Source organism: uncultured Selenomonas sp. (assembly GCA_905372355.1).
Lineage (GTDB): Bacteria > Bacillota > Negativicutes > Selenomonadales > Selenomonadaceae > Selenomonas.
Genome location: CAJPOT010000005.1, coordinates 75,866 through 92,077, shown reverse-complemented (window position 1 = coordinate 92,077; position 16,212 = coordinate 75,866). Strand labels below are relative to the sequence as shown.

Below are 16,212 nucleotides of genomic sequence, written 5' to 3'. Positions count from 1 at the left end.
TTTCAATACAGACCGCACCTGTTTTTTACAGACGGCTCCCTCACTCCTCCACCAGCCCCATAAAAGTCGCAAAGAACGTCTTGAGCTTTTCGATGACGCCCGCCTTCTTCTCGGCGCGAGCGCCGCCGAAGCGGCGAACGGGCGGCAGGATCGTATCAATCGCCGTGCCTGTCGTCTTGAACCTGCCGTCGCGCAGCGCACTTCGGACGAACTTCTCCGTCTCCTCGGGCTTCAGCTTTTCCTCCTGCACGATTTTCTCAAGCGCCTTCTCCTTCTCCGCATCGACATAGGTGCGCCAGTCCTCCATCACCTTCGTACTCGTGTTGACCGTCTTGATGAAGCCGTCGATCAGCTCCTTCTTGCTCCGAAGCTCGGGACTTGCGCCGACGGCGCGGTCGATCGCGCCGATGATGCTCTGATCCATGCCGTTCGATGCATGATACTTCTCCACGAGCAGCAGAATGTAGTCGATATTGATGTCCACCTGCCGGATCAATTCCAGCTCGAACACGACATCGTCGTTGATGTTCTCCTTCTCCGCATTTCCTGCACCCGTCATCTCGCGATGAATGTCCAAGTACATGCTCTGGTAATCCTGCAAATCACGCGGCGGCAGGAGAGGATCATTCTCCTCGAAATCATCAAACGCCGTGAGAATGTTCCTGAGGCGCAAGATGCTGCCGAAGACGCGCACGAAATCCTTCTGCACCTGCTCGCCCAAGATCGGCTCACCGACAGCGAACTTCTCGCGCAGCTCCAGGATAAGCTCCGCATAGCCCTTGTGATGACGGCCGCTCGCATCGTCATAGCCGTCGTAGTAGTCACGAAAACCGCGCAGCAGCACGACGCTCTCGGCATTCTCATCACCGAAAAGCGAGATTGCATCATCCGTCGCTTTCGCCAGATTGCGAAAAGCGACGATATTGCCAAACGTCTTGACCGAATTCAAAATGCGGTTCGTGCGTGAAAACGCCTGAATCAGCCCATGGTACTTGAGGTTCTTGTCCACCCAAAGCGTGTTGAGCGTCGTCGCGTCAAAGCCCGTGAGGAACATATTGACGACGATGAGCAAATCGATCTCGCGCTTCTTCATGCGCTGAGAAAGATCCTTGTAATAATTCTGGAAGGAATCCCCGTCCGTCGAAAAATTCGTAGAAAAACGCGCATTATAGTCCGCAATCGCGTCCGAAAGGAAGTCGCGGCTCGTGCGGTCAAGCCCCGCCGTATCAAAATCCTCATCGGGCAAAGCGTCCTCGGGATCGTCCTCGTTCGCCGCATAGCTGAAAATCGTCGCAACCGCAAGGTCGCGCCCCGCCGCTGCCAGCTGACGCTTGAACTCCTCGTAATACTTCATGCAGACAGGAATCGACGCGACCGCGAACATCGAATTAAACCCCAAGACGCGCTGTCCCTTGAGCGAATACGCCTTGCCGCGCATCGTCTTCTGATCGAAATGCGCGAGGATATATTCCGTCACGGCACGGATGCGCTCGGGCGCGGCAAGCGCCTTCTCACGGTCAATGGCACGCACTTCCTTGTCCTCGATCTCCGCCTTGCTCTTCATCGTGTTGATGTAATCAATGCGAAACGGCAGCACATTGCCGTCGTTGATGGCGTTCACAATCGTATAGGTGTGGAGCTTGTCGCCGAAAAGCTGCGGCGTCGTCCGCGCCGAAGGCTTGCCCGCGCCCGACGCATTCGGCGCGAAGATCGGCGTTCCCGTAAAGCCGAAGATATGATACTTCTTAAACGCCTTCGCAATCGCCGTGTGCATATCGCCGAACTGTGAGCGATGGCACTCATCGAAAATCAGCACGACATGCTTGCCGTAGATCGCGTGCGTCTTGTTCTGCTTGATGAACATGGCGAGCTTCTGAATCGTCGTGACGACGATGCGCGCCGCATCATTCGCGAGCTGACCCGCGAGCACGCGCGTCGACGTATTGCCGTTCGCCGCGCCCTTTTCAAAGCGGTCGTACTCCTTCATCGTCTGATAGTCAAGATCCTTGCGGTCGACCACGAAGAGTACCTTATCAATATCCGGCAGCCCTGCGGCAAGCTGCGCCGTCTTGAACGAAGTCAGCGTCTTGCCCGACCCCGTCGTGTGCCAGATATAGCCGCCACCCTCGATCTTGCCCCAAGTCTTGTAATTCGACGCGATCTTGATGCGCGACAAAATGCGCTCCGTCGCCGCAATCTGGTACGGACGCATGAGCATCAGCACCTCTTCCGTCGTAAAGATCGAATAGCGCGTCAAGACGGCGAGCAGGGTATGCTTCGCGAGGAACGTGCGTCCAAAATCCATGAGATCCGTGATGAGGCGGTTGCTCGCATCCGCCCAAAACGATGTGAACTCAAAACTGTTGCTCGTCTTCTTGCTCGCCCTGCGCCCCGCCGCATCCATCTCGCGGATATGGCTCGCACGCGTCGTATTGGAATAATACTTCGTATTCGTCCCGTTCGAAATAATGAAAACCTGCACATACTCATACAGCCCCGCACCTGCCCAGAAGCTGTCGCGCTGATAGCGATTGATCTGATTAAACGCCTGCCGAATCTCCACGCCGCGCCGCTTCAGCTCCAAATGCACGAGCGGCAAGCCGTTGACGAGAATCGTCACATCGTAGCGATTCGCATGAGCCGCCGCATTCTCTGCTTGAGCGTCCGCACCGCCCTCCACCACATATTGATTGATGACCTGCAAACGATTGTTGTAAATGTTCTCCTTGTCGATCAGCTTGATGTTCTTCGTCGTTCCGTTATCGCGCCGAAGATTCTGAATGTAATCCGTCTGAATGCGCCGCGTCTTCTCTGCAATGCCGTCGCCCGCAGGCGCGATCGACACCTTGAAGAACCGCTCCCACTCCGCATCGCTGAACGCATAATCATTGAGCGCCGAAAGCTGCTCTCGAAGATTCGCGACCAGCTCCGCCTCGTCATGAATCCGAAGATACGTATAGCCTTCCTCTTCCAGCAGCCCGATCAATGCCCGCTCAAGCGCCGCCTCCGACTGATACGCCGCATACGGCGCACGCTCCTCGCGAACATACTGCGCGAGCACCGTGCTCTCTTCCGCGCTTGCAATCAGGTTATAGTACAATGTACCGACCTCCTCGCCCCATCAGACAAAACTGACTTGGACTTCCTTTCCCAATGCCTTTGCAATCTTATCAAGCGTCACCAAGGAAGGTACCGCCTGTCCTTTTTCAATACGGCTGATGTTCGATTGGCGAACCCCCGATTTCTCCGCCAATTCTTTCTGTGTCAGATCCTGCTCCATGCGTGCCGTAATCAGGAGTTCTGTAAGTGCGAATTCCAAACGTGTCCGTTCGTGTTCTTCGCGAAAAGCGGGGTCTTTCATCTGCTCTGCAATATAGCGATCCAAATCATCCATGTCATTTCTCCTCTCTCTCGCAATAAATCACACGATATTTTTTCGCACGTTCGATTTCTCGTACCGGAGTCTTCTGTGTTTTCTTAATGAATCCATGCGTTAGAACTATCCGTTGCTTCTTGGAAAGGTCAGCAGTTTATCGCGGTAGTGTTCGTATTGCTTCTTGCGTGCGGCGATCTCGGCAGGGAGGCCGCTTGTGAGATCGTTGCATAGGGCGTCGAAGCGGTCGAGGATGGAGACGATGCGGCACTGTTCAGAAAGAGGCGGAACAGGGATAGGATAGTTGGCTATAATTTCTGCACTCAAATCTGCCCGTGCGCCGCGCCCTAGCCCTTTCAACTTTTCATATTGGCTTTTTACCCAATAGAACACATATTTATACTCAACCATTTCCTCGTTAACTTCAATGTTACAACAATGCTGATTCGTTGTAACAGGGATATTATTGACAGCACTTCGTCCAGCTGTCGCACCAGATATGGCAACAATAACACAGTGTGCAGGGATCCATTTCGCCGATGAGTTTTTTAATCCCTCTTCTGTAATAAAAGATGTCGCTTTCTCAATATAATTAAATTCCACCTCTTGAGTTCGCAACCAAGGAATTGTACCGCCAGTATAATAAGCAGAATTTGTTTTTCTTGGCGTTCCTCCCGAAGAAATTCGCACGGAAATATCTCGTAAACTTTTCCACTCTATATGTTGCGTTTTCCGCCACAGCCCAAATTCACTTATTCTTTGAGCTTGTCTGTCTGTCTGTCTGTCTGAACGATTGTATCATCCACACGGACAAAATTCAAAAGGCTGTCGCGGTAAAAATTATACTGCTTTTTCCGCAAGGTAAGCTCCGCTGTAAGCTCTGCGGTAAGCTCCGTTGTAAGCTCCGTAAAACTGTCTAATAATTTTACGATTTCATTTTGAATTTCCAATGGCGGGACGGGAATGATCGCTTTCGCTAAGCCTTGCGCCGAAATAGACGATATTTTCCCTGTAGTAATATATTTCTTAATTAGTTTGTGGTAGCTTTCTGTACGCAAGAGATACGATACATATATCGGATTCATATTATGTCGAAAAATATAGCAAGCATCATGTACAGCTACATCGTCTTTTCCCAGCCAAGCTACACCGATTCCAATATCCTCAACAGTTTCGCCTGCGCCTACAATAATAACATCATTGGTTTGTGCATACCTCATCTTTGATGAGATTTCTGCACGTATTTTTGTTTTAGCTTCACTACTAGAAATTCCGTAATAGGTATACATTTCCCCATAATGAATGGCTGGTACTCCAATATCTGCAAAATCATTTTTTACAAATCTTTTTCCTCTGACAAGTGTTCCAATCTCACCAAGTTGTTTATACTCCACTCCACTCGGGCAAAGCTCTTCCATCAACTCCTTCAGCCTGCTCATAGAGCAATTCCCTCCTCGTCTTCGATCTCGGCAATAATCTTGTCGATCTCACACCGCAGCACTTCTTCCCTTGCGACGATCTCGCGAATCTCTGCATTGAGCGCCACGATGTCGATGACTTCGCGCGTGTCTTCCGGTTCGACGTAAGTGCTGACGGAGAGGTTGTAGTCCTCGGCGGCTATTTCCTTGCCTTGAACGAGGCGCACCGTGTAGGCAACATCTGCGCGGTCAGTATACATCTGCAGGATATGCTCGATGTTTTCCTGCGTGAGCTTGTTGTTGTTCGTGACCTTGATACATTCCTTCGAAGCGTCGATGAAGAGCGTAGTCGTGTCCGCTTTCGACTTCTTCAGCACCATGATGCAGGTCGCGATGCTCGTGCCGAAAAAGAGATTGTCCGGCAGCTGAATCACGGCATCGACGAAATTGCTGTCGATCAGATACTGGCGAATCTTCTTCTCCGCGCCGCCGCGATACATGATGCCGGGGAAGCAGACAATCGCCGCCGTGCCGTTCGCCGCCAGCCACGCGAGCGCGTGCAAGATGAAGGCGAAGTCGGCTTTCGACGGCGGCGCAAGCACGCCCGCAGGCGCGAAGCGCGGATCGTTGATAAGGGTAGGATTGTTCTTGCCTTCCCACCGAATCGCATACGGCGGATTGGAAACAATCGCTTCAAACGGCTCAAACGCATCATGCTGCGGATCAGTCAGCGTATCGCCGCGCGCAATGTCGAAGTCGTCGAAATTGATGTCATGCAGGAACATATTGATGCGGCAAAGATTGTACGTCGTGATGTTGATCTCCTGCCCGTAGAAGCCGTTTCGCACATTCTCCTTGCCGAGAATTTTGGCAAACTTCAGTAATAGAGATCCACTGCCGCAGGCGGGGTCGTACACTTTGTTCACCCGCGCCTTGCCGATGACCGTGAGGCGCGTCAGAAGCTCGGAGACTTCCTGCGGCGTATAGTATTCGCCGCCGCTCTTGCCGGCATTCGAAGCGTACATCCGCATGAGGTATTCATAGGCGTCGCCGAAGGCATCGATCGTGTTGTCCCGATAATCTCCCAGCTGCATTTCGCCGATGCCGTCGAGGAGTTTCACGAGCTTTGCATTGCGCTCCTTCACCGTAGCGCCGAGCTTGTTGCTGTTGACGTCGAGGTCTTCAAAAAGCCCCGCAAGATCGTTTTCACTCGCCGTGCCAGTCGCCGAGGCTTCAATGTTGTGAAATACCTTTTCCAGCGTTTCATTGAGGTTTTCATTTGTCGGCGCACTTTTTCGCACATTGGCAAAAAGCTCGCTCGGCAGGATGAAGTACCCCTGCTCCTCCACGAGATTCTCGCGCTCCGTCTCCGCCTCTTCATCGGACAGTGCGGCATAGTCAAATGCCGCATCCCCCGCCTCATGCGCCTCACGGTTGAGGTAATTCGTCAGCTTCTCCGAGATATAGCGATAAAAGAGCGTGCCCAAGACATACTGCTTGAAATCCCAGCCATCCACCGAACCGCGCAGATCGTTCGCAATCTGCCAGATCGCCCGATGCAGCTCCGCCCGCTCCATTTCCTTTTTATTGTCCATCGTATCGCCTCCGTAGTCAGTATGCTCTTCTAATTCTTGTTGAAGCCGCCTTTGTCCTTCTAGTGAAAACGTTCCCCGCAAAACAACCAGACATCCACGGAGCAGATAGCTTACAAAATTTCGTCAAATTTTTCTCTCACTTCATCGCTATCCCTGCCGGAAATCGGCTTGCCGGTGACATTTGCAATGGCATCGAGAATTTTTCTCGCGCGATGAACGATAAATCTCTCGAAATCATCGGACATGCAATCGGCCATATCAATCCAATGACTGGCGAGATAATCGCACAAGTCTGTCTGCTCTACCTTTTTCTTCTCGATACGCGCCAGGTATTCACTCGGAGCAACACCGCCTATCTCCCGATTGGTACTGTACGATAGGGGCGTCTTGTTAATGATGGAATCCCACTTGATATAATCATATCCCCTGCTCTTGCAATAGTTTTTCGGAAAGATATGGTGAATGTCAATGCCGGCGGCTTTATAGAGAACAAGATCCATCTCCTGCCCGCTGATGAAGTCACGACTGTGATTCTTCATGATAAGCGCCATGATTCCCTTATAGGCAGCACTCCGTCTTGACTGAAGCATCAACAGGCGCATGGGATTGAAATAGGAATCGACAATGGTCTTGGGCAGCTCACCACCGTTCAACCAATTCATCACGCCAACTACATCATTTACATAACGCGTCTCATTGGCACTTCCATAAAGCTCACCGAATACACCGCACCAATACCATCGCTTGATTTTGTTCTTCACATTGGAATTTTTTATTCGACGATCGAGCAAGAGCAAGGCGCACAAAACGGCCAATGGAATGAGCTGCGTCGTATAAGGAAGGTCGCGGCTGACGAAGATGCGCTCCTCGAAGAGCAACATTTCCGCTTCCTCGAATCCTTGCATCAAAACATCGGCGTATTTTTGATAATCGGCAAGCTTCAGGTTCAGCACGTCCTTCTTCTTGCAGCTCACCACACCCTTCTTCTCATAGGCAGAAAGAAGCGTGCAGGCAGTCAGGAAATCCGTAGCCGTGACAATATTCAGAATATCTCCGTTGAGATGATTGTTTTTGCGCTTTTCCCAATCTTTCCTGAGTTCAAAATCATCCATAGCGAATACAGCTGTGACGAGTTCGAAAACCGTAAGCGATACGCCGCCTTGGTTCACATTCTCAAAAACTTGGCACACCGCTTCCTTCGGCGTGTCCTTGTCCAGGCTGATGACAGGAATTTTGTAATGAGTGACGGTCATTATAATTTTTCCACGAAAAGTTCTATACTCGTCGCTTGCCTCGTGTGAATTACTGTGATAAGCAAGATATGCCCGTTCCCACTCAAAGGACTTCTCGTCATCCAAGATGATATTCAGAGGAAACAGCTTATTCGCATATTCCCTTTCGGCAGTCGAAACATCGAGGTCAATTTTCCTGCCAAAGTCGGATGTGATTCGCTTCGACTCTGGGACGGATATAATAGCCTCCACTCGATCGATAGCAGGATCAATTGCCTTGGCAATATCGATGTAGTAAAATCGCTTGATCTCATTGCCTTTGTCGGTTCTGGTTTTGATGGCATTCGGACTGCACATAGACGCATAGATGGAAGTGAGCCGCTGCTGACCATCCAGAATAAGCTGCTCGGGCTGTGCTTTGCAGGACGGTGCGCCCTCAATCATGCGATATTTGAAGCGTACATTCGCATTGCCATATTCGAGGAACATGGCGGCACCTACTGGAAAATTCTGCGTAATGCTGGCAATAAGCCCACGAATGCGACTGTCATCCCATACCCAGCCGCGCTGGAAATCAGGCAATTGAATGTTTCCCTTGTCGATGTCCTTCATCAAATCCAAGATCGGAGTATCGTTTGTTCTCATGCAGTCCATCTCCTATCTTTTATTGCCATCGCAGCGCATACTGCCACAGCTGTTATCTATCTCTATATTGCTGATCATATCGCCCGTCTTCTTGGAGTCGGTTTATTCTACGAATTCATTATATCGTACATTGCCCTGCATTAAAAGCACAGACGGACTGTCCTCTATATAGCTAAACGGCAAAGATCTCAAAGTATCTCCTCATAGCACTGGCGTTTCTATATCCATCCAGATGTTGCTTTCTTACTGCCTCTTGAATCTTTTTTCGTACCTGTACATTTCTCCAATCGTTTTTAATAAATTTTCTGCACACCATGCAAGCCAATCAATATTAAAATTTGCATAATCAAAGTTCTCCCAATCGGATATCCAAGCATAAAAAGGGGTGCCGCTCTTTTGAATGAACTCGCGTGCCTCCCACCAATAATCGCTTGCAATATCGAATCAAGATATTCATGCAGCAGAGATATGCAATCTTCGTGCTCTTTACTAATACACTTCTGACGAGCAATTCGTGAAAAAAGATTCGCTACTTTGTTTGCTCTTGAACGAACATCAATGCCAGAAACACGCTGTGTTAACTCATGCAAAATCATTGCAATCAGCTTGGTTGGCAACAGTATGTAATACAGCAGAAAGAGTTTGCTGAATGGGTTCATGGAATCCTCCTTGTATAGCGATAGCTTTTATGCTATCATATAAATAGTGAACAGAGGGAGTGGACTATGTATCAAATTGATTTCTACGAAAAAAGAAACGGCATATCTGACGTATGGGATTTCCTCGAGGAACTGCGCCTCAAAAGCGGAAGCAACAAAGATGCACGCATTCAGTATGAACAAATCATCTTTTATCTCGATCTTCTAGCACGCAACGGAACAAATTTGCCAAGCAAAATCACAAAACATCTGGAAGATGGTATATGGGAACTCCGCCCAGGAAATAATCGCATTTTTTATTTCTATTACGCCGATAATCGATATGTTTTGCTGCACCACTTTCGTAAGAAAAGCCAAAAGACTCCGCCTAGAGAACTTGCCCACGCTAAAGAGGCACGGAAGGATTACATCCGTCAACAAAAGGAGTGACCGCAATGAAGACATGGGAAGATTACAAGAATCATGTAAAATCCATCGACGCAGAAAATCGTCGCAACATGGAGGGAATCGAGGAGATTGCAGCCATCGTATCTTCTATGATTGAACGTCGCACTGCCCTCGGCATCAGCCAAAGAATGCTTGCAGAACGCTGCGGCTTGCCGCAGTCCTCTGTCGCACGCATCGAATCCTTTAAAACCACACCAAAAATCGACACACTGCTGAAACTCATGCAGCCACTAGGGTTGAAACTTCAAGTAGCAACCCTTTAATCAGTCTCGCATGAATGCAGGAAGATGAGATGTCTGACGGATGCTATTCGAGGAATTTATGCAAATCATGACCACCCGTCAAATGGGGGGCTGTTGTGGTCAAGCATTTTTGTAACATAAGTGTCCAATAAACTTATGACGAATACCTTGCTTCGAATGGCGTACGGTAACCGTTATAAGAATGCGGACGTACATGGTTGTACGTGGTATAGGCAAAATGCTCAACGGCGCGATAGAGAGATTCCTCATCGTGATACTCGTGAAGATAAATCTCCTTTCATTCGATGTTTTTCTTTAGACACTTCTGTTACAATTTTAGTTTATCACAACAGCACGCCTCTTCTGCACCTATGAACGAATCTCTACCGCACACCCCATACTTCTTTGCCGCCTCATCTACCCCACGACAAACCTCGCCGTGCTCCCGTCCTCACCCTTTTCTACTTCGAGCCGTACGTCGATGCGGTTTTTCAGTTCCTCCACGTGAGAGATGATGCCAACGAGGCGGCCGCCTTTTTGGAGGTCCATGAGAGTTTTTATGGCGAGATCGAGGGTTTCGGCGTCGAGAGTGCCGAAGCCTTCGTCAATAAAGATGGTGTCGAGGCGGATGCCGCCGGCGTAGTTGGTGACGACGTCGGCGAGGCCAAGCGCAAGGGCGAGGGCGGCGAGGAAGGATTCGCCGCCCGAGAGGGTCGCCATGGGGCGTGCGTAGCCCGTGTTCTCGTCGAAGATTTCAAGATCGAGTCCCGCGCTCCTGCGCATGTCGGCGACGCCTTCCTTGCGCTCCAAGCGGTACTGCCCGTGCGTCATGCGCAGGAGGCGCATGTTCGCGGCGTCCGCCACGTCGGCGAGAATCGAGCGGAGGACGTATGTCTGGAAGTGCATGCGGTGGGCGTTCTGCCCTGCAGCAACTTCCGCGAGCCTGCCCGTCGTATGGTAGGCGGCTTCAAGCGAGGCCGCTTCAAGAGCGAGCTTTTCGAGCTGCTCCTCGCGCGACCTGCGCTCCTTCAGCTCCTGTGCCAGTGCTGCGGCTTCGCGCGTGCCTGCCGTCCACGCGGCAGCCGCTTCTTCCCGCGCCGCTTTGAGTTTGGCGAGGTCGGGCGGCGCGATGCCGGCCGCCTCCTCGGCGGCTTTTTTTTCTGCCTCGGCAAAGGCCGTCCGCTTGTCCTCATAGGCGCGGATGCGATCGGAGACTTCCTTGCGGCCTTCCGCTGTCGCGAAGTGTCCTGTGAGCACGACGCGAAATGCCGCTTCGTCCGAGAATCCCGCGCTCTTTAAGCGCTCGGCGAGAAGCGCCTCGCTCTTTCGCGCTTCTTCCTGCGCGAGCGCCGCTGCCGTCTTTGCCGCCTCGGCGGCTGCCCTAGCGGCTGCAAGCTCTTTCCCCGCGCCGGAGAAAGCGTCCTGCGCTGCGGCCAGTGCTTTCTCCCGCTCTGCGACGCCACGTCTTGCCGCCGCGAGCGCCGTCTCAACCGCCTTCGGCTCGCGGTATGCTTCGGGCAGCGCCGCACGCTTTTCCTGCAGCGCTCCTGTCGCCTGTGCGGCCTCGGACTTGGCGGTTTCCGCGTCCTTCGCCGCCTCCTTTTCTGCGGCTTCCGCCTGCACGAGCCTTGCGGACAGTGCCTCGCGCTCGGCGGCAGCCGCCTTCTGCGCCGCTGCCGCCTGCCCGGCCGCCTTGACCTCGGCCTGCAAGGAGGCAATGGCGGCGGCGAGGCTTCCCTCGTCCTCCGTCGTCTGCGTCAGCGACTTCTGCGCCGCCGCCAACTCGCCGCGCACGGCAGCGAGGTCGGCTTCTGCCGCCGTCTTCGCCTTTTCCACCTGCTCGCGCGCCTTCTCCGCCTTTTCCACCTCGCTTCGCGCACGCTCCACATCCGCCTTTTCGGGCACTTCGTCTTTGCTTACTGTCGGATGCGGATGCGCAGTCGAGCCGCAGACGGGGCAGGCCTTGCCGGCTTCCAAACTGCGTGCGAGGAGCGCCGCCTGGCCTTCCATGTAGACATGCTCCAAGGCGCGCTGATTCCTGCGCTTCGTCTCGTGCTCCTCTCGCGCCGCACGCGCCTTTTCGCCTGCGCTCTCGGCGGCTTCCTGCGCCTTTGCCGCACGCTTCTTTAATAGGGCGAGATTCTGCCGCTCCTCGCGCTCCTTTTCCTTCTGCGCGAGTGCAAGGGAAAGCCCTTCGACCTTCGCCGCACGCTCGGCAAGCTCTTTCTCGCGCGTGCCGAGCGCGAGAAGCTCGGCGGCGAGCTTTTCCTGCGCCGCCTTCGCCTGCGCCGCCTTCTCTGCCGCCTGACGCGCCGCCTCTTCGCGGCTCTTCGCACGCGCCCGCGCCTGTGCCAAGTCGATCGCGCACGCGCCGTATTCTTCGAGCTTGCGCACCTTCGCCTTGCCCTCTTCCAGCTCGCCTTCCCGCGCCTTCTCGTGCGTCAGCGCGTCTTCGGCACGCTTCAGCTCATGCGCCGCCTTCTCGCGCCGCTTCTCCTGCACTGCGCACTCAGCCTCGCGCTCCTTCGCCTTCTCGCGGTCACGCGCCGTGCCCGCCGCCACGTCTTCGATCTGTGCCGCACGCTGCGCCTCTTCGAGCTGTGCGCGGTAGCGCTCGACAGAGCCGCGCTTCTCCTCATGGTCGGCGAGCGTCTTTCGCGCCTTTTCCCAGCGCGTCAGGATTTCCGCCGCACGGATGCCCTCCTGCTCGGCACGCTGCGCCGCTTCCTGCTTTTCCTGCAGCGCCGCCGCCTGCTTTTCGAGGACGGCGAGCGTTTTTTCCTTCTCCTCGCTCGCCGCTCGGTGCGCGTCGAGCGAATCTGCCGCGCCGCCCGCGAGGAGCGCCCCTTCCTGCGCCTTGATGTCCGCTCTACGCGCTTCCATCGCCTTGGCGCGGCTTTTGAAGAGTTCCTCCAATCTGCGGTAGCGCTCCGTCTTGAAGAGCATCGCGAGGAGCGCCTCGCGCTCGTCCACCTTCGCCGTCAAAAGGTCGCGAAACGCGCCCTGCGGCAGGAGGACGACCTGGCGGAACTCGGCAGGGCCGAAGCCCAGAAGCTCCGTCATCTTCTGCGTCACCGACGACGGACGCTGTGCGAGCACGCGCTCCTCATTTTCTGCTGCTTCTCCTTCCTCAACCTGCCAGAGCATCGCTGACGCCTGCACCGGCGTCAGCCCCGTGCCGTCCTTCTTCATGCGCTCATAGGACGGCGTGCGGCAGATATGGTACTTCTGCGTTCCCAAAGCAAAGACGAAGTCGACGCTCGTCCTCGCCTCGCGCGACGCTTCGTCCGTGCGCATCATCGTGCCCGTGCGCCCTGCCATGCTCGCCTCGCCGTAAAAGGCGAAGCAGATGGCGTCGAGCAGCGTCGTCTTGCCCGATCCTGTGCGGCCGTGAATGAGGAAAAAGCTCCTCGCGCCGAGTTCCGTGAAATCGACGACAGTCTTCTTCCCATACGAACCAAACGCTTCCATGGTCAATCGCAGCGGCCTCATATCTTCGCCTCCCTTTCCTCGCGCAGCAACTCTTCGAGCACATCAAAAAGCTCCTTCTTCTGCGCCTCGTCGAGCGTCTCGCCCGTCATATCGGCAAAGAACTCACCGAAGAGCACGTCGTCGGGACGCTCCAGCTTCTTCCTGCCCTGCTCGCGCAGAGCGCCCGCCTGCTCCATGAGTCCCGGGCGCGTGACCTGCAGGACATTCGGATAGATGCGGCTGAGTTTGCCGTGCGCGTCGAGCACCGGTCCCTTGTCCATAAGCTCGACGGCCGTATAGTCCTCACTCTGCGGGAAACACTCGCGGTCTTCGAGGATTTCCTGAAGCGTGCCGCGCACGACTTGGAGGTCGTGCGGCGCGGCGAGCGCGGCTTCCTCAATCGTCACAGAGCCGTCGGCGGCGAGGTCGACGATGGTCGCCCCCTTCCTCTGCCCCGCCTCGCTGAACGAATACTTCATGAGCGAGCCTGCATAGCGGATGTTCGCCGCCCCCGCCTGCTGCGGCGCGTGCAGATGCCCGAGCGCCGTGTAGGAAAAGGGCGCGAAGCACGCGGGACTCACGCTGTCCGAACCGCCGACGGAAAGCGGCCGCTCCGAATCCGACGATGAGCCGCCCGCAATGAAGGCGTGAGCGACGGCGACGCTGCGGCAGCCCTCAGGCACGAGCACCGCCGCGCGTGCGACGGCGAACGAAGTCGCCTCGTCGAAGCCCGCGAGATCTTTCGCCGCCTCGCCGTAGGCGAAGCGCACCGTCGCCGGTTCCATGTAGGGCAGGAGCGAAAAGGCGACCTTGCCGTGCGCGTCGTCCAAGATGACGGGAGCGACATCCGCCTGCAGCTGCCCCGCGACAAAAACGCCGCCCCCTGCAAGGAGGCGGCTGCCGAAGCCGAGGCGCACAGCGCTGTCGTGGTTGCCCGCGATATAGAGCACTTTGAGCTTTTCGTCGAGCAAAAGGCGGGAGAGCACCTCGTCGAAGAGTTCGACCGCCTCGACGGGCGGCACGGCGCGATCATAGATGTCGCCCGCAATGACGACGGCCTCGGCGCGTGCGTCTCTCGCGAGATGCACAAGCTCGTCGAGGACGCGCGCCTGATCGTCCGTCAGATGGCGGCCGAAGAAGAGCCGCCCGAGGTGCCAATCGGCGGTATGGATGAAGCGCATGGGAAACCTTCCTTTCATACGAAGGCGGCGCGAGATGGCCGCAAAGCGGATTTATTTGTCGGGGAAGAACACGCGAAGCCTTTCTGCGGCGGTCGGCTTGCCCAGATACGTGCCGAGCAGGAAGAATGCGAGCGAAGACGAAAGCCCCAGTACGATGGGATGCAGTCCGAATACATGAATCTTCAGTGCCTGCGCCGCGCAGTAGACGACGGTGCCGCCCGCCATGGAGAGCATCGCGCCCGCCTTGTTGGCGCGCCGCCAGTAAAGGCCGAAGAGCATGACCCAGAGGAACGCCGTCTCAAGTCCGCCGAAGGCGAACATGTTGATGAGCCAGATGAGATTCGGCGGCGAGGCCGCAAGGAAGAAGACGAGCGCGCCGATGATGACGGTCGAGGTCATGGACAGGAGGCGCAGGCGACGCATCGAGGGGACGCGCCCCTTCTTCATCTTTTCGTGCATGTAGACGTCCTTGATGATCGCCGACGAAGCGACGATCAGAAGCCCCGAGATCGTCGAGATCGACGCCGCCAGAGGGCCGATGATGGCGATGCTCGCGAGTTCGGGCGGCATCGAGCGTGCGATTGCCTGCGGAATGATGTTGTCGACCGTGCCGTAGTCCGTCACGGGACCCGTCAGAATGCCGTGTGCGAGGATGCCCGTGAAATTGATGCCGATGTTCATGAAGCCGATGACGAACGTGCCGATGAGCATCGCCTGATGCAGTCCGCGCGTATCGCGGTAGCTGATGCCGCGCACGACGGACTGCGGCAGCGCAATCGTGCAGATGCCGACGAGCAGCCACTGCGTGAAGTAGAGGCCGAGCGGCATGTCGCCGGCGGACAGAGGCGTGAGCATCGCCGGATGCTCGCGCTCGATCGTCTCTAGGATTGCCCGGTAACCGCCGCCCGCCTCAAGCACGAAGTAAAAGAGCAGTACGATGCCGACCATCATCATGACGGCGCACAGCGTGTCGGTCAAGGCGACGGCGCGGAAGCCGCCGATCGCCGTGTAGAGGACGACGACGGCGCCGAAAAGCACGAGTCCCGTCAAGTAGCTGTAGCCCGTGACCGCCTCGAAGAGCTTCGCACCGCCGACGAACTGCGCCGTCATCGTGCCGAGAAAGAACAGCACGATGACGAATGCGGAAAGGTTCGCGAGCGCATCCGAGCCGAAACGTGCGCGGATGATGTCGACGATGGTCACGGCATCAAGCCGGCGCGAGAGGAGCGCGACGCGCTTGCCGAAGATGCCGAGCACGAGGAAGATCGCCGTGACCTGCACGACCGCCATGTAGATCCAGCCAAAGCCGACCTTCCACGCCATGCCGGGACCGCCGACGAACGAGCTGACGGAGCTGTACGTCGCGACCGTCGTCATGGCGAGCACGAAGCCACCGATCGCACGGTTGCCGATGAAGTACTGCGAGACGAAGCCCGCGCCTTCCTTTTCCCTGCGCACGCGCACGGCGAAGCTGACGGCGAGCATCAACCCCATGAAGGCGAGGAGCGGCAATAGGAGCGAGAGCTTTTCCATCATGCCTCGCCCCCCTTTTGCCTCTCCTCATCGTCGAGCGGCATATCGCGGAAGACGAAGCGCAGCAGGAGTGTGACGATGACGAGCGCCATCGCCCATGTGCCGAACGTGCCAAGGACGACCCAGAGCGGCAACCCCGCGATGCGGATGCTATTGTCAAGAAAATTCGCCGTGCCAAAACCGGCGAAGAGCCAATAGACGATGAGCGCGGCGAGTGCCAGTCCTGTGGCTATGGCCTCGCGCCTTACCTGGTGGTACTTCTCTTTTCTTGTCATTGTATGATTTTCCTTTCTCCTCGGGAGTCTCCTCCCCGAATGTATCAGCGGGAATCCCCGTCTGATCGGCGTCTGCCCAAAACAGCAAACAGGAGCCGCCTGCAGCGCGAAGACGCTTTTTGCGAACCTTCGCGGCATACA

14 protein-coding genes and 1 pseudogene are annotated in these 16,212 nt (G+C 55.4%); 2 read left to right on the top strand and 13 right to left on the bottom strand.

Features of this window, described 5'->3' with window-relative positions; all coding sequences use genetic code 11:
- Positions 1-40 precede the first annotated feature (40 nt).
- The 8 genes from QZ177_RS04570 to QZ177_RS04535 form a co-directional block, all read right to left on the bottom strand.
- Entirely contained in the window at positions 41-3,100 is a 3,060-nt protein-coding gene (locus tag QZ177_RS04570; protein WP_294175664.1) for a type I restriction endonuclease subunit R, read from the bottom strand.
- Positions 3,101-3,121: 21 nt separating this feature from the next.
- Positions 3,122-3,394 (bottom strand): helix-turn-helix transcriptional regulator, encoded by a 273-nt coding sequence (locus tag QZ177_RS04565; RefSeq protein ID WP_006193136.1) that lies wholly within the window; start codon positions 3,392-3,394, stop codon positions 3,122-3,124.
- Position 3,395: 1 nt separating this feature from the next.
- Positions 3,396-3,482 carry a hypothetical protein gene (locus tag QZ177_RS04560; RefSeq protein WP_265071766.1) on the bottom strand — a complete coding sequence of 29 codons (87 nt, stop codon included), beginning with the start codon at positions 3,480-3,482 and terminating at the stop codon, positions 3,396-3,398.
- 17 nt (positions 3,483-3,499) lie between these two features.
- On the bottom strand, positions 3,500-4,069 hold the full coding sequence (locus QZ177_RS04555; RefSeq protein WP_294175738.1) for a restriction endonuclease subunit S: 570 nt from the start codon (positions 4,067-4,069) through the stop codon (positions 3,500-3,502).
- Positions 4,070-4,125: 56 nt separating this feature from the next.
- Entirely contained in the window at positions 4,126-4,812 is a 687-nt protein-coding gene (locus QZ177_RS04550; protein ID WP_294175663.1) for a restriction endonuclease subunit S, read from the bottom strand.
- The gene (locus QZ177_RS04545; protein ID WP_265071111.1) at positions 4,809-6,386 is read right to left on the bottom strand and encodes a type I restriction-modification system subunit M; all 1,578 of its coding nucleotides are present in this window, start codon (positions 6,384-6,386) and stop codon (positions 4,809-4,811) included. The genes QZ177_RS04550 and QZ177_RS04545 overlap by 4 nt, the downstream gene beginning before the upstream one ends.
- A gap of 110 nt (positions 6,387-6,496) precedes the next feature.
- Positions 6,497-8,263 carry a DUF262 domain-containing protein gene (locus QZ177_RS04540; RefSeq protein ID WP_294175662.1) on the bottom strand — a complete coding sequence of 589 codons (1,767 nt, stop codon included), beginning with the start codon at positions 8,261-8,263 and terminating at the stop codon, positions 6,497-6,499.
- Between the two features lie 293 nt (positions 8,264-8,556).
- Positions 8,557-8,922: a hypothetical protein gene (locus tag QZ177_RS04535; RefSeq protein ID WP_265071109.1), complete on the bottom strand. Its 366-nt coding sequence runs from the start codon at positions 8,920-8,922 to the stop codon at positions 8,557-8,559.
- 66 nt (positions 8,923-8,988) lie between these two features.
- Between QZ177_RS04535 and QZ177_RS04530 the strand changes: the two genes are divergently transcribed.
- The gene (locus QZ177_RS04530) at positions 8,989-9,351 is read left to right on the top strand and encodes a type II toxin-antitoxin system RelE/ParE family toxin (RefSeq protein WP_294175661.1); all 363 of its coding nucleotides are present in this window, start codon (positions 8,989-8,991) and stop codon (positions 9,349-9,351) included.
- A gap of 5 nt (positions 9,352-9,356) precedes the next feature.
- The gene (locus QZ177_RS04525; protein ID WP_294175660.1) at positions 9,357-9,632 is read left to right on the top strand and encodes a helix-turn-helix transcriptional regulator; all 276 of its coding nucleotides are present in this window, start codon (positions 9,357-9,359) and stop codon (positions 9,630-9,632) included.
- A 133-nt stretch (positions 9,633-9,765) separates the two neighbouring features.
- Here QZ177_RS04525 and QZ177_RS04520 read toward each other — a convergent pair.
- The 5 genes and pseudogenes from QZ177_RS04520 to QZ177_RS04500 all read right to left on the bottom strand — a co-directional run.
- Positions 9,766-9,903 (bottom strand): annotated as a pseudogene (locus QZ177_RS04520) (IS3 family transposase); the annotation flags it as partial.
- A 125-nt stretch (positions 9,904-10,028) separates the two neighbouring features.
- Entirely contained in the window at positions 10,029-13,103 is a 3,075-nt protein-coding gene (locus QZ177_RS04515; RefSeq protein ID WP_294175659.1) for an SMC family ATPase, read from the bottom strand.
- Complete coding sequence (locus tag QZ177_RS04510) at positions 13,100-14,263, bottom strand: exonuclease SbcCD subunit D (RefSeq protein ID WP_294175658.1); 1,164 nt, start codon at positions 14,261-14,263, stop codon at positions 13,100-13,102. The genes QZ177_RS04515 and QZ177_RS04510 overlap by 4 nt, the downstream gene beginning before the upstream one ends.
- 51 nt (positions 14,264-14,314) lie before the next feature.
- Entirely contained in the window at positions 14,315-15,799 is a 1,485-nt protein-coding gene (gene panF / locus QZ177_RS04505) for a sodium/pantothenate symporter (RefSeq protein ID WP_294175657.1), read from the bottom strand.
- Complete coding sequence (locus QZ177_RS04500) at positions 15,796-16,071, bottom strand: YhdT family protein (RefSeq protein ID WP_006193148.1); 276 nt, start codon at positions 16,069-16,071, stop codon at positions 15,796-15,798. Before QZ177_RS04500 ends, panF begins: the two co-directional genes overlap by 4 nt.
- Positions 16,072-16,212: the final 141 nt, after the last annotated feature.